The sequence below is a fragment of the Enterococcus innesii genome, from assembly GCF_022846515.1.
Classification (GTDB): Bacteria; Bacillota; Bacilli; order Lactobacillales; family Enterococcaceae; genus Enterococcus_D; species Enterococcus_D innesii.
The window spans coordinates 680540-704751 of record NZ_AP025635.1; the positions used below are offsets into that span (position 1 = coordinate 680540).

Annotated in this window: 25 protein-coding genes and 1 other annotated feature; of the genes, 9 read left to right on the forward strand and 16 right to left on the reverse strand. The window is 43.6% G+C overall.

Features of this window, described 5'->3' with window-relative positions; genetic code table 11:
- Positions 1 to 7 precede the first annotated feature (7 nt).
- The 6 genes from ENLAB_RS03145 to ENLAB_RS03170 form a co-directional block, all read right to left on the reverse strand.
- Entirely contained in the window at positions 8 to 1435 is a 1428-nt protein-coding gene (locus tag ENLAB_RS03145) for a 6-phospho-beta-glucosidase (protein ID WP_244352574.1), read from the reverse strand.
- A gap of 16 nt (positions 1436 to 1451) precedes the next feature.
- A complete protein-coding gene (locus tag ENLAB_RS03150) occupies positions 1452 to 3323 on the reverse strand; it encodes a beta-glucoside-specific PTS transporter subunit IIABC (RefSeq protein ID WP_244352576.1) in 1872 nt (623 codons plus the stop codon).
- 116 nt (positions 3324 to 3439) lie between these two features.
- Positions 3440 to 4276 carry a BglG family transcription antiterminator LicT gene (licT, locus tag ENLAB_RS03155; RefSeq protein WP_005234912.1) on the reverse strand — a complete coding sequence of 279 codons (837 nt, stop codon included), beginning with the start codon at positions 4274 to 4276 and terminating at the stop codon, positions 3440 to 3442.
- 228 nt (positions 4277 to 4504) lie between these two features.
- Positions 4505 to 5551, reverse strand: coding sequence for a DUF2189 domain-containing protein (locus tag ENLAB_RS03160; protein WP_179190655.1), 1047 nt, complete (start codon positions 5549 to 5551; stop codon positions 4505 to 4507).
- A gap of 346 nt (positions 5552 to 5897) precedes the next feature.
- Entirely contained in the window at positions 5898 to 7010 is a 1113-nt protein-coding gene (locus ENLAB_RS03165; RefSeq protein WP_244352578.1) for an NADH-dependent flavin oxidoreductase, read from the reverse strand.
- A gap of 171 nt (positions 7011 to 7181) precedes the next feature.
- On the reverse strand, positions 7182 to 7553 hold the full coding sequence (locus ENLAB_RS03170; RefSeq protein ID WP_140965047.1) for a MarR family winged helix-turn-helix transcriptional regulator: 372 nt from the start codon (positions 7551 to 7553) through the stop codon (positions 7182 to 7184).
- 320 nt (positions 7554 to 7873) lie between these two features.
- On the opposite strand from ENLAB_RS03170, the gene ENLAB_RS03175 reads away from it, so the two are divergent.
- Complete coding sequence (locus ENLAB_RS03175) at positions 7874 to 8533, forward strand: hypothetical protein (RefSeq protein WP_244352580.1); 660 nt, start codon at positions 7874 to 7876, stop codon at positions 8531 to 8533.
- Positions 8534 to 8576: 43 nt separating this feature from the next.
- On the opposite strand, the gene ENLAB_RS03180 is transcribed toward ENLAB_RS03175, so the two are convergent.
- The 10 genes from ENLAB_RS03180 to ENLAB_RS03225 all read right to left on the reverse strand — a co-directional run bounded on the left by ENLAB_RS03180 (position 8577) and on the right by ENLAB_RS03225 (position 18449).
- A complete protein-coding gene (locus ENLAB_RS03180; RefSeq protein ID WP_244352584.1) occupies positions 8577 to 9953 on the reverse strand; it encodes a TrkH family potassium uptake protein in 1377 nt (458 codons plus the stop codon).
- 77 nt (positions 9954 to 10030) lie between these two features.
- Positions 10031 to 10660 carry a V-type ATP synthase subunit D gene (locus ENLAB_RS03185; RefSeq protein WP_244352586.1) on the reverse strand — a complete coding sequence of 210 codons (630 nt, stop codon included), beginning with the start codon at positions 10658 to 10660 and terminating at the stop codon, positions 10031 to 10033.
- Positions 10641 to 12038: a V-type ATP synthase subunit B gene (locus tag ENLAB_RS03190; RefSeq protein ID WP_010747828.1), complete on the reverse strand. Its 1398-nt coding sequence runs from the start codon at positions 12036 to 12038 to the stop codon at positions 10641 to 10643. The genes ENLAB_RS03185 and ENLAB_RS03190 overlap by 20 nt, the downstream gene beginning before the upstream one ends.
- A complete protein-coding gene (locus tag ENLAB_RS03195; RefSeq protein ID WP_195264822.1) occupies positions 12022 to 13809 on the reverse strand; it encodes a V-type ATP synthase subunit A in 1788 nt (595 codons plus the stop codon). Before ENLAB_RS03195 ends, ENLAB_RS03190 begins: the two co-directional genes overlap by 17 nt.
- A 15-nt stretch (positions 13810 to 13824) precedes the next feature.
- The gene (locus ENLAB_RS03200) at positions 13825 to 14133 is read right to left on the reverse strand and encodes a V-type ATP synthase subunit F (RefSeq protein ID WP_195264820.1); all 309 of its coding nucleotides are present in this window, start codon (positions 14131 to 14133) and stop codon (positions 13825 to 13827) included.
- Complete coding sequence (locus ENLAB_RS03205) at positions 14123 to 15109, reverse strand: V-type ATPase subunit (RefSeq protein WP_060793071.1); 987 nt, start codon at positions 15107 to 15109, stop codon at positions 14123 to 14125. Before ENLAB_RS03205 ends, ENLAB_RS03200 begins: the two co-directional genes overlap by 11 nt.
- Before the next feature lie 3 nt (positions 15110 to 15112).
- Positions 15113 to 15697, reverse strand: coding sequence for a hypothetical protein (locus ENLAB_RS03210; RefSeq protein WP_244352588.1), 585 nt, complete (start codon positions 15695 to 15697; stop codon positions 15113 to 15115).
- A gap of 13 nt (positions 15698 to 15710) precedes the next feature.
- Positions 15711 to 16181 carry a V-type ATP synthase subunit K gene (locus ENLAB_RS03215; protein WP_244352590.1) on the reverse strand — a complete coding sequence of 157 codons (471 nt, stop codon included), beginning with the start codon at positions 16179 to 16181 and terminating at the stop codon, positions 15711 to 15713.
- Entirely contained in the window at positions 16178 to 18139 is a 1962-nt protein-coding gene (locus tag ENLAB_RS03220) for a V-type ATP synthase subunit I (RefSeq protein WP_244352592.1), read from the reverse strand. The genes ENLAB_RS03215 and ENLAB_RS03220 overlap by 4 nt, the downstream gene beginning before the upstream one ends.
- Entirely contained in the window at positions 18117 to 18449 is a 333-nt protein-coding gene (locus ENLAB_RS03225; protein ID WP_244352594.1) for a V-type ATPase, subunit F family protein, read from the reverse strand. Before ENLAB_RS03225 ends, ENLAB_RS03220 begins: the two co-directional genes overlap by 23 nt.
- Before the next feature lie 111 nt (positions 18450 to 18560).
- Positions 18561 to 18613: a sequence feature (sodium ion sensor (DUF1646 type); this cis-regulatory element may regulate processes involved in with the transportation of sodium ions), on the reverse strand.
- 733 nt (positions 18614 to 19346) lie between these two features.
- Here ENLAB_RS03225 and ENLAB_RS16920 point away from each other — a divergent pair.
- From ENLAB_RS16920 to ENLAB_RS03260, 8 genes are all read left to right on the forward strand, one after another.
- Positions 19347 to 19559, forward strand: a complete 213-nt coding sequence (locus ENLAB_RS16920) for a hypothetical protein (protein ID WP_086292061.1) — start codon at positions 19347 to 19349, stop codon at positions 19557 to 19559.
- Positions 19560 to 19611: 52 nt separating this feature from the next.
- Positions 19612 to 20112, forward strand: a complete 501-nt coding sequence (locus ENLAB_RS03230) for a GNAT family N-acetyltransferase (protein WP_244352596.1) — start codon at positions 19612 to 19614, stop codon at positions 20110 to 20112.
- Between the two features lie 55 nt (positions 20113 to 20167).
- Positions 20168 to 20653, forward strand: a complete 486-nt coding sequence (locus ENLAB_RS03235) for a tetratricopeptide repeat protein (RefSeq protein WP_244352598.1) — start codon at positions 20168 to 20170, stop codon at positions 20651 to 20653.
- A gap of 257 nt (positions 20654 to 20910) precedes the next feature.
- On the forward strand, positions 20911 to 21282 hold the full coding sequence (locus ENLAB_RS03240) for a hypothetical protein (RefSeq protein WP_140965058.1): 372 nt from the start codon (positions 20911 to 20913) through the stop codon (positions 21280 to 21282).
- A 114-nt stretch (positions 21283 to 21396) separates the two neighbouring features.
- Entirely contained in the window at positions 21397 to 21981 is a 585-nt protein-coding gene (locus ENLAB_RS03245) for a P-loop nucleotide/nucleoside kinase family protein (protein ID WP_244352601.1), read from the forward strand.
- Between the two features lie 102 nt (positions 21982 to 22083).
- Positions 22084 to 22506: a VOC family protein gene (locus tag ENLAB_RS03250; protein ID WP_244352603.1), complete on the forward strand. Its 423-nt coding sequence runs from the start codon at positions 22084 to 22086 to the stop codon at positions 22504 to 22506.
- A gap of 216 nt (positions 22507 to 22722) precedes the next feature.
- Positions 22723 to 22911, forward strand: coding sequence for a hypothetical protein (locus tag ENLAB_RS03255; protein WP_244352605.1), 189 nt, complete (start codon positions 22723 to 22725; stop codon positions 22909 to 22911).
- Between the two features lie 404 nt (positions 22912 to 23315).
- A complete protein-coding gene (locus ENLAB_RS03260; RefSeq protein ID WP_081118171.1) occupies positions 23316 to 24167 on the forward strand; it encodes an Rgg/GadR/MutR family transcriptional regulator in 852 nt (283 codons plus the stop codon).
- The last annotated feature ends 45 nt before the right edge of the window (positions 24168 to 24212 follow it).

Sequence of the window (24212 nt, forward strand, 5' to 3'; positions counted from 1 at the left end):
AACTGGCTTAAGCCAAATCTTCTCCATTTGAGGCAATCACTTTTTTGTACCAATAAAAAGATTGCTTCTTGCTGCGGGCTAATGTGCCATTGCCTTCATTGTCGCGATCGACATAGATATAGCCATAGCGTTTCTTCATTTCTCCGGTTCCTGCTGAAACCAAATCGATACAGCCCCATGAAGTATAGCCCAACAGTTCAACACCATCTTGGTCAATGGCTTCTTTCATCGCAGCGATATGCGCACGTAAATAGTCGATGCGATACACATCATTGATTTTTCCATCTTCGTTTGGTGTATCCACCGCTCCTAGACCATTTTCGACGATGAAAAGCGGTTTTTGGTAACGATCATAAAGATCATTCATCGTGATCCGTAAGCCAAGCGGATCAATCTGCCAGCCCCATTCCGACGCTTCTAAATACGGGTTTTTAATGGTCGGGAACAAGTTGCCTTCCGTTTTCTCAACACCAGAATCTTCTGAAGCTGCGACCCGAGAGGCATAGTAAGAAAAGGAAATAAAATCGACGGTATGGGCTTTTAATAAAGCCGTATCTTCGGCGGTTTGCTCCAAAGTGATTCCTTTTTCCGCTAGCATCTTCAAACCATAATTTGGATATTCTCCTCGCGATTGCACATCGATAAAGAAATAGTTGCCGCGATCGCTTTTTTTGCTTTCCCAGACATCTTTCGGATTGCAGCTGTAAGGATAATAACTAGCCGCTGCCAGCATACAGCCTACTTTGTTTTCTGGATCGATCTCGTGGGCGATTTTTGTTGCCAACGCACTAGCGACTAACTCATGATGAGCAGCTTGGTATTTGATTTGTTCTTCATTTTCGCCCTCAGCAAAGGTCAGCCCTGCACCGAGAAACGGGGCATGCAAGATCATATTGATTTCATTAAAGGTCAGCCAGTACTTCACCAATCCTTTGTATCGAGTGAAGATCGCCCGACAAAGGTTTTCGTAAAAGGCAATCATCTTACGGTTGCGCCAACCGCCATATTTTTTGATCAAATGGATCGGACAGTCAAAATGCGTGATCGTCACCAAAGGTTCGATTTGGTATTTTCGACATTCTAAAAACAGTTCTTCATAAAAGCGCAAGCCTTCTTCATTAGGGGTTTCTTCGTCCCCCTTCGGAAAAATTCTTGACCAAGCAATCGATAAACGATAGGTTTTAAAGCCCATCTCCGCAAATAAGGCGATATCTTCTTTGAAATGATGGTACATATCAATCGCTTCTTTTGCTGGATAGAAATACCCTTCTTCAAAGGCAAGCATCTCACGCTTGCCGGTAATGACTGCTCGTCGGTCCTTGCCAGTCGGAATCACATCGACATTGGCAAGTCCACGCCCCCCTTGATCAAAACCGCCTTCACATTGATTGGCGGCTGTAGCGCCGCCCCATAAAAAGTTTTCTGGAAATCCCATGTCTTATTCTCCTTTTTTAGCCGATCACTTTGATGATTTGATCGCCAAACGTAATCGGACCACTGTTTGCCGTCAAAATGTCGCCCACTTCTGCACTGTTGGTGATAACGATCGGCGTGATCACTGGATAACCTTTTTCTTTGATAAACTCAATATCAAACGTAATCAAAGGATCGCCAACTGTCACTTTTTGTCCTTTTTCTACTTGATAGGCATAGCCTTCGCCATTCAATTGCACTGTATCGATCCCCACGTGAATCAGCAGCTCAATGCCTTCCTCACTGGTCAATCCAATGGCATGTTTGGAATCAAAGACTGCTGTGACAGTCCCGTTGACTGGTGCTAGCACTTCTCCGACGGTTGGCTCGATCGCTACCCCTTGTCCAAGAATTTCTTCTGAAAACATGCCGTCATTGACTGCTTGTAGGCTTTTCAGTTCCCCTTTTAAAGGTGCTTTGATCTCCGCGCCGCTAATTTGATGGGTTGGTTCTTGTTCTTTGTCTGCTGGTGTTGCTTCAGGTGCTTCTTCTGTAACAGGGTCTTTGTATAAGAATAGTGTCGCAATAAATGTGACCACGATACTGATTGCCGCACCAATGCAGGCATTGGTCAAATGACGTAAGGTGTCATCGCCGATATAGCTTGGCAAAGTCAATAGGCCCGGTGAACCGCCTGAGAAATTGCGGACACGCATGATTCCCATAAACAGACCCCCAAATCCGCCACCGATCATTGCTGCATACAAAGGTGTTTTAAACCGTAAGTTGACCCCATACAACGCTGGTTCAGTGATGCCGAATAGACCTGTCAGACCTGCAGAAAATGCCAATTGTTTGATCGTAGAATCTTTTGATTTGAAACCAACGCCGATTGCTGCAGCTCCCTGACTGACGTTTGAAGCCAGCATGCCAGGATAGATCACTGTGTCATAACCTGTGGTCATTCGATTGTTGATACCGATAGGAACCAATCCATAGTGGGTACCTGTCGCCACGAACAATGGGGTGAAGGCACCGATCAATAATGGAACGATCCATGGGCTAACCGTTTCTAAGGCTTGGATCCCTGTAGAGATCGCTTCACTGATCATGTAGCCTAGAGGGCCTAAAGCAACTAATGCGACTGTCCCTACAACGAAGATCGTTAGCAACGGTTTGCTAAAGAATTTGATTGCTTTTGGTGAGACTTTATCGGCAATCGGTTCAACGTAAGACATAAACCAAACACTTAAGATGATTGGAATCACCGATGATGAATAACTCACTGGTGAAATCGGTAAGCCGAACAAATGGATGCCGCCGCCTGCCTCATTGACTGCTGTCACCATCGCAATAAAGTTCGGATGGAGTAAAATTCCCCCCACCATCATAGCTAAATACATATTGGCTTTGAATTTTTGTGCAGAAGAAGCAGCCAGCAAAATAGGCAAGAAGTAGAACGCAGCATCTGCCATAAAGTTTAGGATTTGGTAACTTTGACTTTCTGCCGTCAAGACATTGAAGACCACCAGCAACGAAAGGACCGCTTTTAACATCCCAGCTGCCGTGATGGCTGGCAAGATCGGGGTGAAGATCCCAGTGATCGTATCGATAATTTTCGCTACACGTCCCCGATCGTCTTCTGCTGTTTCTTGATCACTAGTCAAATTGGTTTGGGCAGTGATTTCGTTGTAGACATTGCCAACATCACTGCCGATGATCACTTGGTACTGTCCACCTTTGTTGACCACACCCATGATCCCTGGTGTATGTTTTAAGGTACTTTCTTGTGGTTTGCTGTCATCTTTCAAGTTGAAGCGCAAGCGGGTCGCACAATGGGTCAAGCTTTGGATATTTTCTTCCCCACCAACATTGGTGATGATCGTTTTTGCTAACTCTTTGTAATTCATGTCGTTCCTCCTATTTTGGTCCTTCGTTTGCTTTTCGTGTGTCAAAACATAAAAAAATACCTAAACGAACCCCTTGGGAGTTCATTTAGGTATAGCCTGCCAATCCAGTAACAATCCTAAGCACTTGTTATTCGTTTGATGTGTATAGTTAAATAGATCAATTCGTCTTCTTCTAACGGTCTACCGAACTCTTTGTTGATGTAGTCGCTGATTTTCAGCGCACACGCATATTCCTTCATATAGCGGTCTTTCAACATAAAAATAAAACTGCCGGTTCCTGCATCATCGAGCTTTGTTCCGCTGAATAAGCGCTGGACAAAAAATTTCAAATGGGTCACAAAGCGTTCGTAGTTCAATGAATACTCATCAAGCTCCATTGAAAAATGATATTTGACGATGTTTAGGATATGCTGAATGATCTTCGCCATTTCCGATACTTGACTGACCTGCGCCATATCCAACTCCGCATTGACGATGTGTAGCGCAATGAAGCCGGCTTCATCTTCCGGCAGCTCGATTGCCAAGCGATTTTTGATGATCGATAACGCTTCTTTGCCAATGAGGTATTCATGGTTATAAAAACGCTTAATTTCCCATAGCAAGGCATTTTTGATTTCCATGCCGTTTTGATAGCGCTCGATAGCATAATTGATATGATCGGTCAGCGTCAGAAACAATTTTTCGCTCAATTTTTTCCCAAGGGAAACTTTTGCAAAACTGATGATCTCATTCGCTGCTTGAATATGTTCGATAGGGATAGAAGAAAGTAATTGGGTTAGTTTTGTGACATTCCACTCTTGTGTACTGAGATAGACTTTTTCAATCTTGGTATCGTCGATCGCATCGCCCGGCTTTTTCTTAAAGCCTAAGCCTTTGCCCATGACGACCAATTCTTGTTTTTCCTCATTCTCAGAAATCACAATGTTGTTATTGATCACTTTTGTTACGTTCATTTTAACGACCCTATTCTTCTTTAGATTTCTTCACACAAAAAAATAGGTATAGCCCGCCTAAAGCGGTAACAATCCTCAGAGCCAGTGTAGCATGAGAAAAATCACTCGTCAATGGGGATTTTTAACCGCTTGTTTAAAAGCAGAAAACAGCGCTGCTGCCATTTGAGTCTTTGGCAGAACGCTGTTCACTGGTTTATGGATCCACTAACTCTCTTTGTGAGAGATAAATTAGATACGATTTTCGTGGTCAGCAGTTTTGACTAAGTTTGCACCCACCATACCACCGATTGACGTAAGAACGAGTCCTAAGACCATTGCCACAAAGCCCCAAATGGACGCTTTGGCTGTTGCATCACTTGCTTCTTCCGCTTTTTGACGAGCGTCTTCCACTGCTTGGTCAATGTCTTGTTTGGCTTGTTCAAGATTTTGTTGTGCATTTTCGATTTGTTTTTGTGCTTCATCAGAAGCATCTTGTAAGCCGTTCACGATATTGTTCGTTGCTTCTTCCGCTTCTTGTTGGCTTAGATCTGTGTTTTGAGCCACTGCATTTGAGATTGCTTCTTTATCGACTGAATCACCGATCGTTGTAGCACGGTCTTGCAATTTACTTGCTAAATCATCAATGATTTTATCAGCATCATTTGGATTCGTTGCAATGTCTTTGCCGGCATCTTTGATATCATTTGTCGCGTCAGATAATTGGTTTTGCAAGTAGTCTGGTTGCAATTCCGGAACATCGGTATCTTGTAAAACATCATTGACATTGGCTTGTAATTCATCTGTGTTGACGTCTTCCATGTTTCCTGTTATTTCATCGAAGGCTTTTGAAGCGACATCGCCAGCACCTGAGGCAACTGTTTCAACGCCACTGCCAACAGCTGAAGCAACGTTTCCTAAAAGTGAACCGACTACAGAGAATGCTCCGATCGTTAAGTAAGAGAGCATAACCATCATCACGATCATACTGGTTGCCCATGTTAAGAAACCATGAACCAATCCAACACGTCGAGCCGCCACACCTGAAACAAAACCTGCACCGAATAATGCCAAGACAAAGGTAATGACTGTCCAAATCAATAATCCTGTACCCACACCATCTAATGGATTATTTGATGTTGGTTCCACCAAACCAAAACCGATTGCTGAGCCAATCATTGACAGTGTCATGAACAATGCGATAAATGTTACGACCCCTGCAAAGATAGACCCCCAAGACAAATTGTAGCCTGCCTCCCGCTCATCTGAACCTAAATAATTTCTGAATCCTCTTTTCATCATTACATCCCCTTTTTGTTTTTTTAACCTGTATTCAGTCTAACAACTGATTGTTTTTTTATCAATCAACTCGACTTGCGCTATCTTTTTGTAAGAAAAATGAATGATTCTGAATTATTTGACTATTTATTAAAATAAAGCAAAAATTCATTCGTGTATTTTAACTAAAAAAATCTTTTCACGCTCTTTCTTTCGATCACAGGCTTGTTTCTCACAGTCTTCTGCTGATTCGTCATTTTGAAGCTAGCAGGGTTTCACTAGAGAAAAAACAGCTCTTCTCAATGTGTCACAAATGAGTAGCGATCACAAAAAACCACCTTCGCCCGAGGCAAAGGTGGTTGTCTACTTATTTTTCTTCATATAGTCGATCTGGCATCATGTTTTCCATAAAACCCCAAACGCCGTTTTGTAATACGAGTTCCTCACGTTCGTAAGTTGAAACCGTGGTGCGGATCAACTCATCTTGACCGTCTAAGACTTTTTGTCCCCAATGAGGATCGATCAACAATGCCCGACCCACTGCAACAAAATCTGCATGTTCTAGCAAGCCCGCGGCATCTTTCGATGTACGAACATCCCCTACACCAATCAAAGGAACTCGCTGAGCGATTTTTTCATAGACATACGCCAACATCGATTTTTCTTGGTACGCTTTTGAAATCGATTTGCGGGTATAATCCGCAAGAGAAATGTGCAGATAGTCTAATCCTTTTTCTGCCAGTTGGTCCACTAAGAACAACGTATCTTCAAAGCGAATCCCTGGTTCTTCGAATTCTTCCGGTGAAAACCGATAACCGACAATAAACTCCTTCACACCTGATTGCTCCACTGTTTCCAACACTTCATCGACAAGCTTCTCAACAAAACGATAACGGTTCTCTAGTGAGCCACCCCATTCATCGGACCGACGATTTGAATGAGGAGAAAAGAATTGTTGGATCAAATACGTATTGGCTCCATGGAGTTCTACGCCATCAAACCCCGCCTTGATCGCCCGTTCGGTAGCTTTTTTAAAGTTTTCAATAATCGTTAAAATCTCAGCCACCGTGACTTCCCGAGGAACCTGGGCATTTGGTCGTTCGGCAGCAACTGCGCTGGCAGAAATCGGTTGTGTCCCTCGTAGGACCGAGTCATCCGTCATCCGACCGGCATGAAAAATCTGTAAAATGGCTTTGGTCCCATTGGTTTTGATGGTGCTGGCCAATTTGCTTAATCCAGGTAAAAAGGCATCGTCGTAAGCGCCTAGTTCCCCTTCCCAGCCCTTGCCATCTTCTTGGACATTGGCTGCCGCTGTGATGACTGCTCCGACTTCTCCGGAGCGTAAGCCATAGTATGCCAACTCATCTTTCGTAATCACCCCATCAAAGAAGGACATCTTGGTCGTCATTGGTGCCATGATGATTCGATTTTTCAACTGCAATCCGCGCTTAAATGTTGCTTTATCTGTTACATTTCGCATGGGTTTCCCACCTTTTCCATTGGATTCATATCGCTTTGTAGATCTGATTGGCTTGGTTACCTAAAGAGATCCATGAAGCTGATTGGTGCATTTTCTTCTCTTTTGCCAAAATATACATGCACATGCATCTATATTACAAAAGAATCAAGGAGAAAACAAGTGAAACCTTCGTTAGTCCATCATTTCCTCCAAGACTTTTTCAAAAACGACTTTTGATCGCTGCAGTTTCTTTTCCCCTAATTGGGTCAAATCAATATAGATCCCTCGCTTATCATTTTGACAAGAATGCCGTTCAATCACACCGCACAGCTTGTCTTCCATGCGCATGATCATGCGTGACATCGCACTTTGACTCAAATCAAAATGAGCGATCAAATCATTGAGGCGCATGCTATGATTGGGGGTCTTTTCTAAGTAATAAAGTACGTAATACTCATTCAAAGACAGATTGCTTTCTGCTTTGAGAGCTTGCTCCAAGCGAGCTTCAATCGCTTGATGCTGATTCGTAAAGGCTAGCCATTGCCCCATCCGTTCTTTTTCCATCCTCTTCACCACCCATTCTTCTATACCAAGGTATTTTAATCTAGATCCCTGCGTTACGCAAGCCGCCAGAAAGTTTCGCCAGTATGGCTGACACTTTATTATACAAAACTAGCCAGCTGCTGCGGGCGTTAATGAGTTTTTTATGATAGCAAGGATGAAATATTCAGCAAAAACTTCCTGTTCTTTCTCAATATTCTATACTACAATAACTTTAACACCAAAGAATATTTCAACACTATATCAGCAAAATTGTGCATTCCGACACAATGATTTGCTTGTTTTAGATGTTCTAGTATTCTAAGGAAAGGATGAAGCAAACGATGAAAAAAACAATTTCTTTGATTGGGACACTGACGCTGGTCAGTTTGGGGCTTTTGGCAGGCTGTAACAACGAAAAAGATACTGCTCAGTCAACAAGCGAGCTAAGCCAAAGTCATGTGTCTACTGAAAGCAAGCAAAGCACGACGACGCAAACGACTGAAAGTAGCTCTTTAGAGTCAACAACTACTTCAAAACCTTCGACCACAAGCCAGCAATCGACGGACCACTCTGATTCGAGTCAAACGACGGCAAGCTCATCATCCATCAACGAGTTTCCATATGCCGTTGATCTTTCCCAATATGGCCCTTCACTGACTTTTTATTTCCATGGCGTCAATGTACCAGATGCTGTCACGATCAAAAATACGAGCCCATTGATCATTTCGATCGGCGACAGCGCAAGCTATGAAGCACAAGTTAATACGATCGCAACAAAAGAGATTCGCGTATTTTCTGCGAAAAACAATGAGATTCGCACCGTAAAAGTGAACACTCAGTTGACCTTTTCGAAAGGGATCACTTCCAATGGAAATCCTGATTTTAGCCACAACTTGTACCTATTTACAAATAAGGAGGGTGGTCTGTCTTTGATCACGCCGAACTATGCGGGGAATGTCAGCGATGACCAACGCGATGTGATGTTAGAAGTACTTCAATAAACGAAAAACAGGGAAACGAAGCGTGCTTCGTTTCCCTGTTTCGTTACCCAATCATTACGGTTTCATCAGGATATTTGTAGCCGGCTTCTTGTTTGTTGGCTTTTTTCATCAGTGAAAAAGCAACGGTCATGATGCCAACTCGACCAATGAACATCAAAAAAATGATCAATAGTTTGCCAAAAACCGACAAGTAAGGCGTCAACCCCATGGTCAACCCCACGGTTCCAAAAGCGGAAAAAACTTCAAAGGCAATGGTTGGTAATCCAAAGTTTGAGTTTTGTGGCATACGCTCAGTGATCGACAATAAGAAAATCGCTAAGAAGCATAACGTCAAAGTAAGGAAGAACAACGTAAAGGCACGCGATACGGCAGATTCTTTGATCGTGCGACCGAACACCTCCGCTCGACTGCGCCCTTTCAATAAGCTGCGGATCTTGATGATCAAGACCGCAAACGTCGTTGTCTTCAATCCCCCAGCAGTTGATCCAGAGGTCCCACCGATATACATGAAAATCATCGTCAACATCAAGCCTGCTTGACTCATTTGTCCGTAATCAATACTGAAAAATCCAGCAGTTCTTGGGGTGACCGCTAAGAAGAGGTATTGGAAAAAACGTTCAATGACCGAATCACCCGTGATCAACTGTGAATTGGCTTCGGTCAAAAAGAATCCTGCCGTTCCAAAAACCACCAAAACGATCATAGCGATCCATGCCAAGCGGCTATGCAGGGACCGTTTTTTGGACGCCGTATGCAGGAGATCGAACCAAACGAGAAACCCAAGACCACCGGCAATGATCAAGAAACTGATGACCCCCAATACAAACGGATCGTTTTGAAACCCTACCATGCTGTTGCCGAACAAATCAAACCCAGCATTACAAAAGGCCGAGATCGCATGAAAAACACTGTACCAAAGGCCTTGCTCCCAACCAAAACGGGGCACGAATGCAAAAGCCAGCAAAATGATCCCGCTGACTTGGATCAAAAAGGCGATCCGAATCAGGTACCATGCCAAATGGATCTCTCCAGACATCCGATCCAGATTCAATGATTCCCGCAAAATCATCCGGGTACTAAGATGGACTCTTTTTCTCGCCAAGATGTAAAAGAAGACGGGAATCGACATGAAGCCGATCCCACCAATCTCAATCAGCATCAGCAAGATCCCTTGGCCCCAATGGTTGTAATGGTCGGCTACTGTCAAGGTCGAAAGACCCGTCACACAAACAGCCGATGTGGCAGTAAACAGCGCATCTAAAAAGTTGGTGCCTTCACCACTTTGGGTGACAACCGGCAGCATCAGTAAGCCAGTTCCTGCCAATATCAGCAAAACGAAGACCAGTGTGACGATCTGCGGAATCAAAAAGCGTTGCGATGCCAGCTTTTTTTTCAAACGATTTCTTTTTTTCATTTTCATTTCCTCTGACCTTTTGCAAAAACGAATGGCTTGATAATCCTAGTTTATTGCAGTTGTTTTTCATTTATCATACCATTTTATTTTGATTTATTCTTCACTTTGATCATTCTTGTTACGTTTGCTCGTTCATTTTCTTCCAGCCGCATTTTGATTCCATAAATGGCTTCTTCCAGCTCGGGAATCGTCAAATATTCTAGGGCATTGACGCGTCGGCGCGTCCGTTCGATTTCCCCTGCCATCAGTTGACAGGTCTTTTCGATTTCCGTTAGCTCCAACAGCTTCGGCATGACGTCGGTAAAACGGGCGACCGCATGATCTAACGGAACATTCGAATTCAAAAAGCCATACTCGATCGGCGCTTGCATCACCGTATCGTCATAATCAAAATGCATCACTGGCACTTCCACACTCATGATATTTTTCGTGGATAACTCAAGGGAGACCTCAGTTGCTGGTAAAATAAACATTTTTTCAATGTACTTTTCATTGATCGTGGCATTGGCTAAGCGAAATGCCTTCATGGCACGCTGCAATTGTTCTTCTACTTCTTTACGCAAGTGGTCATTCTTTTTGATCAATTCAATAAATTGACGCATGAGTTCGTCTTGTTTGTCTTTTAATAATTTGTGTCCGCGTTTGGCTGTCGCCAATTGTTTGCTGAGGCGCGACAGCTCCATGCGGGTTGGATTAACGGTTTTTTGCGCCATTGTTCTCCTCTCCCGGTAAGTATTCCGCCAGTAAAGCATCGCTGATCCGCTTCAGCTCGACTTTTGGCAGCATCGCCAACAATTCCCACCCTAATTCCAAGGTTTCGATAATCGAGCGGTTGGTGCGATACCCTTGGTTCAAGTATTCATTTTCGAAGCGTTCCGCAAATTTGGCATAGGTTTTATCTACTTCCGACAATGCCGATTCTCCTAAAACGACTGCCAATTCCTTGGCTTGCTTTCCTTGAGCATAGGCAGAAAACAACTGGTTCATCGTTGCGGCATGGTCTTTACGTGTTTTGCCTTCGCCGGTCCCTTTATCTTTCAACCGTGACAATGACGGCAAGACATCGATGGGCGGCTGAATGCCGTTTTTATACAAATCACGAGACAAGATGATTTGTCCTTCGGTGATATAGCCGGTCAAATCGGGAATCGGATGGGTTTTGTCATCTTCTGGCATGGTCAAAATCGGCAGCTGGGTCACTGAACCTTTCAAGCCGCGAATCCGACCCGCACGTTCATATAACGTGGATAGATTGGTATAAAGATACCCAGGATAGCCGCGACGTCCTGGCACTTCACGCCGAGCAGAGGAGATCTCCCGCAAAGCTTCACAGTAGTTGGTCATATCCGTCATGATTACCAAGACATGCATGCCCTTTTCATAAGCCAAGTATTCGGCTGCTGTCAGTGCCATTCGGGGAGTAGCGATCCGCTCGATCGCTGGGTCATTGGCTAGATTCATAAAGACGACAGAATGGTCGATGGCGCCCGTTTGACGAAAATCTTCCATGAAATATTCTGCTTCTTCAAAGGTGATCCCGATGCCAGCAAACACAACAGCGAAATCGTCTTCTGAATTCAACACTTGTGCTTGACGCGCAATTTGCGAAGCCAATTCTTTATGAGGCAGACCAGAACCAGAAAAAATCGGCAGCTTTTGTCCCCGAACGAGCGTATTCAAGTGGTCGATCGATGAGATCCCCGTTTGAATAAACTCATCAGGATAATCCCGCGCTGCTGGATTGATCACTTCGCCGTTGATGTCCATAAATTTTTCTGGGACGATCTCTACTCCGCCATCTTTGACCCGACCTAAACCGTCAAAGACTCGCCCGATCATTTGCTCGGAAACGCCTAATTCCAAAGGATGTCCTAAGAAACGCACCGCAGATTCCCGCAAATTGATCCCGCCGGTTCCTTCAAAAATTTGGACCAACGCTTTGTCTTCTTGGATCTCCAGTACTTGTCCTTGCCGCGTTTCGCCGTTTTGCATGCGGACTTCGATCAACTCTTCGTATTTGACACCGGAGACGCGATCGACGGCCATCAATGGTCCGACGACTTCTCCAATCGTTTTATATTCCTTGATCATCAGTGCGGTCTCCTTTCTGTAAAATTTCTTTCATCGTTGCTTTGATCTCTTGATGCAAAGCAGGAATTTTTGCTAATTCTGCTTCAGGCAAGTACTTCATGCGTGCCACTTTGTCTCGCAATTCTTCGGTTCCTGCATAGATTTCTGAAAGATACGCACCTAGTGTCAACGCATCTTCCGCTTCTTTGTGGAGCAGCAAGATCGTCTCCAGCATTTTGAACTGCTTTTCACGAGAGGTAAACGTATCGACGTCGTCAAAAGCGTTTTGCTGCAAGAAATCTTCTCGCAAAGACTTGGTGGTTTCCAGCAATAACTGGTCTTTTTCGGATAAAGCGTCGATGCCGACAAGTCGAACGATCTCTGACAACTCAGATTCCTTTTGCAGCATCCGCATGGCTTCTGTTACTTGTTTGGACCAATCTACTTGCATTTGTTGGTCCAAAAAGGCACCCAATTCGTTTTCGTATAATGAATAGCTCCTCAACCAATCGATCGATGGAAAATGACGCTTTTGCGCTAAAGTGGCATCTAAGCCCCAAAAGACTTTTACGACCCGCAACGTATTTTGGGTAACTGGTTCTGAAATATCGCCGCCTGATGGTGAAACGGCGCTGATGGCAGTGATACTTCCTTCTTGATCAGAACCTAAGCAAATCGCTTTTCCAGAACGCTCATAATACTCTGCCAAGCGGCTGCCTAAGTAAGCTGGATACCCTTCATCCCCAGGCATTTCTTCCAGACGACCAGACATTTCTCGCAGTGCTTCTGCCCAACGTGAGGTGGAATCCGCCATGATCGCCACGGAATAGCCCATGTCTCGGAAGTATTCCGCAATCGTGATCCCAGTATAAATCGACGCTTCCCGAGCGGCTACCGGCATATTGGAGGTGTTAGCGATTAACACGGTTCTCGCCATTAAAGATTCACCACTACGAGGGTCGATCAACTCTGGAAACTCGTTCATTACATCGGTCATTTCATTGCCGCGTTCGCCGCAGCCGATATAGACGACCAGGTCGACATCCGCCCATTTGGCGATTTGGTGCTGAACGACAGTCTTCCCTGCACCAAAAGGTCCTGGAACGGCTGACGCCCCGCCTTTAGCGATTGGAAAGAAGGTGTCGATCACTCGCTGGCCAGTGATCATCGGTTCAACTGGATTCAGTTTTTGCTTTACTGGACGGCTATGACGAACGGGCCATTTTTGCAGCATTGTGAAAGACCGTTCTCCTTTGGGTGTATCTAAAACATAAATCGTTTCATCGATCGTAAATTCCCCAGCATAAACAGCCTTGACTGTTCCTGAAACGCCATGAGGAACCATGATCTTGTGATTGATCAACGGTGTTTCTTGCACGGTGCCGATGACCATCCCGGTACTGACTACTGCGCCGACTTCCACGGTCGGTACAAAGGGCCACTTTTTCTCATGATCCAACGCAGGCAATTGCACCCCACGCATCAAGAAGTTGCTTTGGGTGACAGACATGAAGGTTTCTAAGGGACGTTGGATGCCATCAAACATTTGTGACATGATCCCAGGCGCCAATTCGACGGATAGCGGTTCACCGGTGGTTTCGACTGGTTCACCAGGTCCGATCCCAGACGTTTCTTCATAGACTTGGATCGAAGCGACGTCGCCGCGCATTTCGATGATCTCACCGACCACGCCTAAATCTCCTACATAACAGATATCTTCTAAACTTGCATGGCCCATATTTTTGGCTAACACCAATGGACCAGATACTTTAATAATTGTTCCTTTTTCCACAACATCGGCTCCTCTCTATAGTATGTTTTGTCCAACTGCTTTTTCGACATTTTCTTGAATCATTCGTTTGCCGATTCCTCGGGAACCATCGTAATCAGGAATCAAGATGACTGCAGGTGTCATTTTTTGTTGGACTTTTGCTAATTCATCGGGAATCAGATCGGCACATTTTTCAGTCAGGTAGATGATCGTACTGTTCTTCATTAATTTTGCCAGCGCCTGCCTCACTTCTTTTTCTTCCGAGGCATAGCAGACCTGAAAGCCAAATAGTTGAAAAGGAATGACGGATTCTTTCTCGCCGATCACGCCGATTTTATGAGTCATAGTGCCGCATCCTTTCTCTGAGTTGTTCTTCCGTAAAGCCACTGCGTTTGCCTACCAGCAAGATACGCAGATTTTGCAGTTCCAAAACCTTAGCATTCAAAAATGCGAGTAAAGGCAGTGGTCCTAAAGCATCCGTTTGGGCTTGGCCATAGCTTTCTGTGATCAAATTGTCTTGTAAAAGTGCCAAGCCAGCAAAGTCGATCACCTGTTCATGAATCAAAGGCCGCAATACTTCCTGATAATCACTTTCTAATAAGAAGGCTAAAAAGTCGCTATAGGACGCATCCGCAAACGCTAAAAATTCTTCTTTCGGGATACTGCCAACACTCACTAAGACTGCCTCCATAAAACTGCGCGATCGTTTTTGAAGTACACAACGAGCGGCAATCGTTATATTGGTCAGATCGATCATCTTGATGACAGCTTCTTGCAGTTCTGGGATCTTGATTTCATCTGCCAGTCGCCGTTGTTCATGTAAATACCGGCGATCGTAAATGATATCGATGCCTTGCAGCACGGCGCCACCTTCTAAGTACTCCCGCACCTCTTGGATCGTAGTCACGATTTTCTCAGGCAATACCTCTGAGGTTCCCGTTTTGATGGCGGTCCGACACTCATCGATCGTGTAAAAACCATCTTCGATCAGTAGATGATCATAATCTTTTCCAGTCACTGACTCTTTGGTCAAGACTTTTAGATTATGGAAAGTAAAAGGCATCATATACAGTCGGAGGATCTCTTGATCAGGAACCAGCTCGGCCAATTCTTTGATCGTCTTTAACAATTCTTCATCGAGATAGGTTTCGAATCGTTCATGAAAATCCGGCTTCAAATAGCGCTGATAATGGGTCTGCTGCAAGACAGCTTCGACTTCAGCAAACCCTTTTGCCGCAATCATTTGCTCGACTTCTTGCGGCTTTAACAACGTCATCTCTTTCAGCCGAATGATTGGATTCAATTGATGATAGTTCCTCATGGATCAACCTCCTTGTTGTATGATCTGCAACCACCGTTCCCGGGTTTCTTTCTTGTATTCATCAAGCAGTACCTGATAGGTAAAATTGTATTGAATGCCGTTGTCATCCACTAAAAAGCCCGCTTCTGTCAATGGTACGCCTGCTTTGATTTGATACGGTAGTTTTGATTGACAAGACGTAAGCCAAGCGGCATCTAGATGGGCTGCTTGCTCAGGCCCAGCGTGGAAGGTCACCGTCCCGCTTATCGGCAGCTGTTGCAGCACATTTTCAGCAAATGATTGCAGCTCTTCTGGCGTCCAAGCAACCATTTGTTGATACGCTTGCTCAAAAAGTTGTGTCAGGTATTCGTTTTGTTTCACCATTTGCTGCTGCTTAGCGGCACTTGCTTGGCGATTCAGCGCTTGCTGATAATGTTTTTCGGCTTGCTTTTTTGCTTGCTGGGCACGAAGCTGCAAGTCCGACTCTTTTTTCGCCCAGTCACGTGCCATCGTTTCACTGATCCTAGCACGTTCAGCGGCAGCCAAACGTTCCCGTTTTGTCTGCGCTTCTTGGTCTAGTTCAGCAATCATTTTGTCGATTGCATCCATACCTTCGCCCCCTTTAAATCGTTCCTAAAAGTAAGAAAGAAATAACAAAGCCTAAGATGGCATACATCTCAACCATCACTGAGAACATGACCCCTTTAAAGAAATGCTCTGGTTTCTTCGCTAAAATTTGAATCCCAGCTGCAGCGACCTTCCCTTGGGCCATTCCTGAGAATAAGCCAGTAAAGGCAACTGGCAGTGAGGCCATCAAGTACGCCATACCAGTCACTGTCGACATTTCACCACTTAAGCTACCATAGATCATAAACGCAATAACGAATCCGTATAGTCCTTGCGTTCCGGGAAGCAATTGTAAAATCAAGGCTTGTCCAAACTTCTCCGGCTGATTCGTCGTTAAGGCTGCCGCTGCTTCACCAGTTTGGCCCACCCCTTTGGCTGAACCGATCCCAGAAAAGATCGTAGCGATCCCCATTCCGATAATTGCAAACACTATACCACCATTATTATTAATTAAGTAATCAATCATTTATTGTCTCCTCCATTTTCTTTATCAAAATCAACGTATTTCTCACTTGGCTTAAAGGTTTCAAATTGGCGCCCCCCACCAGTGAAAAATTTTCCGAAAAACTCTACATATTGTAAACGAGCGGCATGCACATACGCACTCAGTAACGATAAAAAGATGTTTAAAGCTTGTAGGACAACCAATAAGAGAATGCCGACAGAAAAACGAGCGGCTGGCGGCAAGTAGCCCACCAATAAGTTGAAGGCTGCGGCGATACTCCCACCAGAGATCCCTAATGCCATCAAGCGGCTGTAGCTGACAAAGTCGCCGATGTAACTGGTCACGCCGTACAAGTCATACAAGCCTAAAAAGAAGCCGCCCACTTTGGTTTTCCCTTTAAGAATCGGTACCACGATGATCAATAAGGCACTAAAGCCTGCTAAAATCAAGCCGACGGTTGTTAGTGCTGGGACATCGATCAAAAGATTGCCTGCGGCTGCCACTAAAAGACCACTCAAAAGTCCTAGCCACGCAAAGCCTTCGTTGACTGCACCTAAAAGATCCTTTTTGCGGATATTTTCTTTGGCTGCTAAATAAAGGCCTGTAAACAGTTGGATGCCACCAAAAATCATGGATAGACCAAAGATCGCCATAAAATCTTCGGAGGGCGATAAAAGTTGGAAGGGCAATGTAGCACCAAAGAAGGAGCCGTAGATTGCGCCCCAAATCATAGTTGGCACAGACAAAATCTGGAACAATTTCAGAAACCGTTTGGTCCCTTTGGGCAAACGCAAGGCGTGTAGCCCAATCGTGGTTGCGACAGCCATTAATGCACCATAACCTAAGTCAGCCACCATCATACCAAAGAAAACATAGTAGAAAGGCGTCATCCATGGGGTTGGATCGATCTCATCGTATTTTGGCAAGCTGTACATTTCCGTCAACATTTCAAAGGGTTGTATAAACGAGGCGTTTTTTAGCTTCGTTGGCACTTGATTGGCAGCGATCTCCTCTGCAGTGGGTTCTTCAAATGAATAGTAAATCTCGTTGGCAAAGGATTCTTGGACCATTTCCGCCACTAACGGTTGATCCTTTTCTGCGATCCAGCCGCGCAAGAGGGCAAAAGTCTGACCAGCTGCTAAGCGCTGTTGCATTATTGCCCGATTCTCACGAGTCAAAAACAGTTCTTCCGCTTGCTGCAGCAGGATCAGCCGTTGTTTGTGCTGACTGATTTCTGTAATCAGTTCTTTGCGCTGCTGGGTCAAGGAAGTCAAGGCTTGTTTCGCGTTTTGCAAAACCACTTTTGGTGATTCGAATGTTAGGCCAGTTTCTTTCTTCACCCCATATCGGTGAAACAATTGGAACACTTGCTCTTCAATCGCTGTTAAAAACAGGCAGCTGAAATTGACTTTTTTTGGTTCAGAATAGATCACTTCGATATGAACCTCTTCCAATTGACGCAAGGCTTCAGCTAAATCTTCCCAGCGTGGGCCTTCGACACTCCCAGCAAAAAAACTTGTATGAGCAGGTGCTTCGATCTCCAGCGGCACGTCAAGATTTTGCCACTGTGTCGCCCATTCTTCCGACTGCGTCGCTGCTTCGATCGCTTCGATGGTCTCTACCCAGCGCTCCTGCAAATTCTCGACCGCAACCAGCTCCGTCAATGCTGCGGCTTCATCGAAGCTTGTTTCAAAGTCCGACAGCCGCAAGGCATCTCGTTGCCATTCCGTGCCTTTTTTCGCATCACCATTTTGGCGAATAAAGCGGATCGCTTCTTGTAGTCGACGAATCATTGGTTGGTGAGAAGCACCTTCTGGGGTGGCTCCTGCAAAAAATTCCCGCAGCCAAGTTTCGTTAGTTTCCTGCTCAAATACGTTCTCGATTTCAACAAACTGCATCGTTTGCAGCTTCGTCAATAACCTTTCTTGATAGTGCTTCGGGGTGATCAACGTTAGTTTATTTAGTTTGGTGACTGCCATAAGTCCCGATCACTCCTTCAACGATCTGTTGAACTGCTTGCTCTTGGAAGGTTTGCATGTTTTTTTGGTAACGATCTAACACCTGCTGGTTCTCTTTTGCCAGCTGCTGCTTTTGTGCTGCTAGTGACTGTTGCATTTGCTCTTGAACTGCTGCTTGTTCTTGCGCAAGGTCTTCTTCCAAAGCGGTAGCCCGTTCTTCTAATACTTGTTGCTGCTGCGCTTCTTCCGACTGCAATTCTTTTTTCAAAGCGCGCAATTGCTGTTCATTGGCTTCTTCTGCTTCTCGTAAACGAGTCAACGCTTCTCTCAACGATTCTCCTCCTATACTATTTGGATACTCAACTGAAAAATAAACAAAAAAAGCATACCTCACGAAGAAGTATGCTGATAACAAAAAAAAGGCCAGCATTCCTCCAAGAATGTTTGCCTCACCCCTTGGCAAACCTGATCCTTGAAGCATAAAAATGCTCAACCTTTGGCTATTCTATTTTTCAATTCCTGAACTATTATAGCAAAAAAACGTGTTCTATTCAAGTATAATCGTCTTTTATGAGAAAAACCCGGTTTCTACTATTGTATGTTCGCTTGTATGTTCGCTTGTATGTTCGCTCGAATATCCACTGCTATTGGTTATCGGAATGACTATTATTACTCGCTCAGTCTCTTAAAAACTTTTCACCTAACATTTGCCAGGGATCGCGTTGTTCTTACCAAATTGAAATCGGTAAACATCAATAGAAGACTTAGAATGGATTGAATGAAGAACCTTGAGATTTTTTGAAAATGCTAAACATCATTTGATTGGTACCAAAAAGGAGATAACAATTCCAACAACCTATTCGATCCCTGACAAATCTTAAGTGAGAATTTTGCTTACTTCGCTTCTTTTTTTATCGCTGGCAGCGGTTGGCCCTTTTCTTCACAAATGAAATAAGCGCCTCGATAAAGGCATGTATAAATCTTACCGGGTTCCATGGTTAGAGGAAGCCCATTTTTTACATACATCGGTTTTCTTTCCATTGTTACCCCTTGCCTTTCTGGGAAAAATAAGTCAAAATATACAATAACGTTTTTTGTATCTTGCTTCCTATCAAATATTACCAAAATATTCAGATAACTTCTAGTAATTTTGCGCAAAATATCTTAAAATTTCCACTTTTTCTTTTATAAAATGATCGATAAAAACCAAATTGGGAGGAAACAACTGATGTCAGATGAGCGTTGGTTTCAAAGGAGAAGAAAGCGAAACATCGAATTGGGCCTCTGTTTGCTTGTCGTCCTGCCGATGGTCTATGGCTTATGGTTTCAACTAGCTTTTTTGATTCACTACATGTCTTTTTTGTTTATTGTGGCTGTTCTCACTGCAATTTACGAAGGAATTCGCATCATTTGGGAAGTTATGAGAAACAAGCAACACTGACAAAGTGACCTTCTGCTAAATTAAGCCAAAACAACGAGAGAGGAGTCCTCTAATGAAACGAATCATTATGTCATGTGACTTACAGCATGCCTCCAGTCGTCAGGCTGAAGCCAGCTTTTCTTTTGAGGCCTTTCCCACAGATTCACCAAGAGTTGCAGAACTTTTCTATTCCGCTTACCATGAAACCATCGATGATGAAGGAGAATCGATCGCTGATTGGCAAAAGGAACTTAGAGAAACTGCTGAAGGCAAATACGGTCCCTTGATTCCAGAACTCTCTTTTCAGTTACAAAAGGATAATCATCCTATCGGTGCCATAGTAACCAGCACGTTTCAAGAGCTTCCCCTGCTATTATTTGTCGTTATGGACGCAGACTTTAAAGGCAAAGGCTTATCCAAACTGCTGATGAATGAAGTGATCCGACGAGCTAAAGCCATGGGACTCACACATCTTTACCTTGTGGTGACCGTTGAAAATCAACCAGCCTTCAAACTATATGAAGCATGCGGCTTTTCTTTTGCGGGTGAAAGCTGGACTGATCTTTCCTCTTAGCTCTACTTACTATCTAACTGAAAATTTTTACCCATTGAAAGCGAGGGATGAACCGATGAATGAACGTCTAGCTACGGCGATTCAACTGCGAGCTGAAAAAAAGCTGCAACAATCAAATGAACAATTGATTCAATTAGCTACCGAAAATCCCCAAGATGCCTTTGTCCAATACCAAACGGCTTGGAGTTATGATCTTTTAGGGGAAGAACAACAGGCAATTCCTTACTATGAACAAGCAATCGCGTTAGGTTTATCAGAAAACGACTTACCAGATGCCTACCTAGGTCTAGGCAGCACCTATCGTGCCCTCGGCAATTATCAAAAAGCCGAAGAAGTGTTTTCACACGCGATGAAGCAGTTTCCAAAAAATCATGCTTTGCAAACCTTCTATGCCATGACACTGTTTAATCTAGCCGAGTATGAGCAAGCCACTAAACGACTACTGACCCTGCTTGCCGAAACCTCTAGCGATCCAGACATCCAGTCTTACCGACAGGCCCTTTTGTTTTATGCCGATAAGCTCAACGAAACATGGAATTAGATGTTTCCGTTGGATCAATCCTTCTGCTCCCTTCTTGATTAAAGAAAGGGAGTATTTCTTTTTTCCTGACCCCTAAATATTCCTTCCCTATCAGCGCTTTGTTGAATCAATGGTCGCCGACTTTTCATGCCCCACTTCCCTTCAATCAATGCCAACCATCCATTATCGAAATATTCGATAATGAAATCAATTGACGTGCACGGTCAAATTTGCTAATTTATCTATGCTTTTTCTATCAATATTTTGGAGGAATGACTATGCCCTTTATTGTCTATTTTTTTCTATCCTTATTGATCATTTATATTCCCACGCCAACACTTTTGCTATTTTTTCAAAAACTTGCCTCCCAGCATGACAATCTGACGGCTTTTAGCAAACTTTTTCTATTATTGATGGTCTTGCTGGATTATTACTTAAGCTATTATTGGTTGAAAAACTGCAAAGTAAAAAAAGCTCACTACCTTTATTTAGTCTTTGTCAATGTCTTCGAATGGCTGATCCACTTCTATCTTTATTCACGATTTGAAACGATCAATCTACTAGTCATTTTGTTGTTCCAGACCGTGCTACTATGTTGCATGATCTTTTTCCCTCTATCGGAGAAATTTCGCTCATTCCTTTTTACCTAAAAAAATCATCTCTGGTTTCCACATAAAAAAACCAGCTTCTCAATCGTTTCTTTCTAAGATGCGATTTACACGTTCGCTCTCCTTTGTTACGATTGTTAAAAAGGATGTGTTGTGATGTCATTGATCGTCTTGATTGGCGCGCAAGCAGTAGGGAAAATGACGGTGGGCAAAGAACTGGAAAAACGATTGGATGCAAAGCTTTTATTCAATCACCAGACCATTGATCTTTTTGCGAACTTTCTTGGCTATAGCCCTGCGGCATTCGCTTTGTCTAATCAAACGCGAATCGAACTTTTCAAAGCCTTTGTCCAAAATGAAGCCAACAATACGACAAAATCAATCATCTTTACGGTCTTGATTGATTTCGATCAAGCGGCAGAATTAGCTTTTTTACAAGAGATCGCCCAACTATTTACCAATGCCCAGCAAAAGGTCTATTTTATCGAATTAGTGGCTGATATTGAAGAACGCTTACAACGCAATTGCCATGAGGACCGTTTAGCCGCAAAGCCGTCAAAAAGAGCGCTGGCTTTTTCTAGAAACGAGCTTTTGTCTTCATTTGAAAACTATCGCTTAGAAAGCCTGCCCCAGGAACTAACTACCGTTTTTCCAACGATTCCTTCGCTGAAAATCAACAATACCCACTTGTCACCTGTTAAAGTCAGTCAAAAAATTATTGCCCATTTTTCCTTGACTTAAGTGCCAAAGAAACACCCTTCTCAAGCTTTACTCAATACGAGATTGTCTATTGACTTTGACGCTGCGTCAAGCGGTATCCTCTAATCAAGAGGAGGTGTCAAAATGAAGGTTTACGTTATGCCAATTTTTTACCAATTGAAGACCAAAGACATTGCACAATCATCGAAATGGTTTGCAGAAATCTTGGGGTTCCAGTCATTGTATCAGTTTCGCAATCAAGAAAATCAAGTGACGATGGACCATCTGCGTCTTGCTGACTACCAGGATTTGATGCTGATTGCCGCAGACTCGTTCACTGTAGGCGATGGGGCAATTTTGAATGTAGCGATGAATGATCTTCGGAATATCGCTCAGAAAATTCCCACAAAGTGGATCGTGGAACCTTTGATGGAAAAGCCGTGGAATGCCCTTGAAATGACCATCAAAGACCCTAACGGTTATTTGTTTACCCTAACAGAGGCGATAAGAAAAAACGAATCAGACTTTCAAACCTTGATGGACCAAACCAAGGATTATTTTCAATAAAAGGAACCGAGTAAGAAGGATGCTTTCTTACTCGGTTCCTTTTTTATAAAAACTTGATTCTGGCAACAATGACAAAAACGAACGCTCCCTAGATTTACCTAGCGAAACTTTTTATCCCATCAGATATACCGCTTTAGTATATTTTTAAATATTGAAGATAATTATTAACACACTCAACTCAGAACATGCTACACTATTTAAAAAGGAGGATTTCCTATGGAAAAGAAATCGCAGCTTCCGTGGTACAAGCGCAAAAAATTCTACATTCCAGTTGCCGTCGCCCTCGGCGTGATTGGGTTTCTTCCCAGTCTCGTTTCTCTTTTCGGGGTCTCGATCGATGATGAGTTCAATCCTGATTACTATTCTGATCCGAATGAACCAATGTTTAAGAAAAAGCAAAACTGACTGTTGCGATGCCGTATGTAGGTTCTTTGACCAACAAAAAAAGAGCAATCACTCGCTGTTGTGTTTGCTCCTTTTTTAAAAGGGATTCGGCAGACCTACGCACCTTGACAGGGTAAGCTGTTTGGGGAGAGGGCGTTTGAATGCGCGAATGAACAGTAACTTATTACGTGAAACCACTTATACTTTTTTCCTGTTAAAAAATCAATTGCTAACCAATCACAAAGGATCGATTATTTGAAGAAAGAAAAAACGTTAGCCATTAGTTCTACAACTTCCCAGGGAAAACTAAAAAAATCAAACATCCATTTCTCCTCCTTTAATTGACTTTCTTCAAGTTTACCCGCAAAATAAAGCTGTAACATATTTGGACTATTTTTCCGTCCACTTTTTTTAGGAGGGATTTTTTGAAGGCCAATGACTTGTTAAAAGAGTTACGAACGGAACGAAATATCTCACAGCGAAAATTGGTTGAGAATATTTCAGAACGCAGTACACTGGCAACCTTTGAACAAAAAGGGCACCGCATCGCCTTTGATATTTTGCACCAATATTTGGACCGCTTAAATGTCACCTTGGAGGAATTTGAGTATCGCTTGGATGACAATCAAGTCAGCGAGAAAAAGCAGCTATCCAAACAGTTGACCACCGCTTACTATGAAAGCAAGTATTCTGAAGTCCTCTCTTTGATCAACAAAGCCCAAGCGCTGTATAAAACCACGAAGGATTTTTTCTATTATGTATTGTATAGTCAATTCTTTTTGATTTTAGAGAAAAAAGGCGTAGTTACCGACGAGGAAGAACGGCGCATCATCGAAGCGACCATCAAGAAATACTTGGAACGAATCGACACGTGGGGAAAGTTTGAAATCTCCTTATTTACCAATCTGCTTTTCCTTTTTTCTGACGAGTACATCTTGTATCAAATGAAACACCTGAATAAAAAAATTTTTTACAGCAATACGCTAAGTATCAATTATCAAATCTACACAAAATTGCTGACGAATGCGGCTTTCTTGTTTATCGATCGCAAAAAACCTGCCGAGTTGGCGCATGTGCTGACGTATCTAGCCGATCACCTGCCGCCGGACAATGATCGTATCCGCTTGATGATTCGTTATTTCGAAGGCATTTACGCCTTGTTCCAAGGAGATCGTACGCTGGGAATGGCCACGATTGAAAAAGCATTGGACTATCTGCGATTTATTGGGCAAGAAGCCTTTGCCAAAGAATTAGAGGCACTGGCTCAGAGTATCTAAAAAAAACCTGCTGCTTCCTCTCAGTAAGAGAACGACTCTCTTACA

Coding starts and splice junctions, on each gene's coding strand:
- ENLAB_RS03145 (WP_244352574.1), bottom strand. CDS start 1,435: ATGGGATTTCCAGAAAACTTTTTATGGGGCGGCGCTACAGCCGCCAAT.
- ENLAB_RS03150 (WP_244352576.1), bottom strand. CDS start 3,323: ATGAATTACAAAGAGTTAGCAAAAACGATCATCACCAATGTTGGTGGG.
- licT (WP_005234912.1), bottom strand. CDS start 4,276: ATGAACGTAACAAAAGTGATCAATAACAACATTGTGATTTCTGAGAAT.
- ENLAB_RS03160 (WP_179190655.1), bottom strand. CDS start 5,551: ATGAAAAGAGGATTCAGAAATTATTTAGGTTCAGATGAGCGGGAGGCA.
- ENLAB_RS03165 (WP_244352578.1), bottom strand. CDS start 7,010: ATGCGAAATGTAACAGATAAAGCAACATTTAAGCGCGGATTGCAGTTG.
- ENLAB_RS03170 (WP_140965047.1), bottom strand. CDS start 7,553: ATGGAAAAAGAACGGATGGGGCAATGGCTAGCCTTTACGAATCAGCAT.
- ENLAB_RS03175 (WP_244352580.1), top strand. CDS start 7,874: ATGAAAAAAACAATTTCTTTGATTGGGACACTGACGCTGGTCAGTTTG.
- ENLAB_RS03180 (WP_244352584.1), bottom strand. CDS start 9,953: ATGAAAATGAAAAAAAGAAATCGTTTGAAAAAAAAGCTGGCATCGCAA.
- ENLAB_RS03185 (WP_244352586.1), bottom strand. CDS start 10,660: ATGGCGCAAAAAACCGTTAATCCAACCCGCATGGAGCTGTCGCGCCTC.
- ENLAB_RS03190 (WP_010747828.1), bottom strand. CDS start 12,038: ATGATCAAGGAATATAAAACGATTGGAGAAGTCGTCGGACCATTGATG.
- ENLAB_RS03200 (WP_195264820.1), bottom strand. CDS start 14,133: ATGACTCATAAAATCGGCGTGATCGGCGAGAAAGAATCCGTCATTCCT.
- ENLAB_RS03205 (WP_060793071.1), bottom strand. CDS start 15,109: ATGAGGAACTATCATCAATTGAATCCAATCATTCGGCTGAAAGAGATG.
- ENLAB_RS03210 (WP_244352588.1), bottom strand. CDS start 15,697: ATGGATGCAATCGACAAAATGATTGCTGAACTAGACCAAGAAGCGCAG.
- ENLAB_RS03215 (WP_244352590.1), bottom strand. CDS start 16,181: ATGATTGATTACTTAATTAATAATAATGGTGGTATAGTGTTTGCAATT.
- ENLAB_RS03220 (WP_244352592.1), bottom strand. CDS start 18,139: ATGGCAGTCACCAAACTAAATAAACTAACGTTGATCACCCCGAAGCAC.
- ENLAB_RS16920 (WP_086292061.1), top strand. CDS start 19,347: ATGTCAGATGAGCGTTGGTTTCAAAGGAGAAGAAAGCGAAACATCGAA.
- ENLAB_RS03230 (WP_244352596.1), top strand. CDS start 19,612: ATGAAACGAATCATTATGTCATGTGACTTACAGCATGCCTCCAGTCGT.
- ENLAB_RS03235 (WP_244352598.1), top strand. CDS start 20,168: ATGAATGAACGTCTAGCTACGGCGATTCAACTGCGAGCTGAAAAAAAG.
- ENLAB_RS03240 (WP_140965058.1), top strand. CDS start 20,911: ATGCCCTTTATTGTCTATTTTTTTCTATCCTTATTGATCATTTATATT.
- ENLAB_RS03245 (WP_244352601.1), top strand. CDS start 21,397: ATGTCATTGATCGTCTTGATTGGCGCGCAAGCAGTAGGGAAAATGACG.
- ENLAB_RS03250 (WP_244352603.1), top strand. CDS start 22,084: ATGAAGGTTTACGTTATGCCAATTTTTTACCAATTGAAGACCAAAGAC.
- ENLAB_RS03255 (WP_244352605.1), top strand. CDS start 22,723: ATGGAAAAGAAATCGCAGCTTCCGTGGTACAAGCGCAAAAAATTCTAC.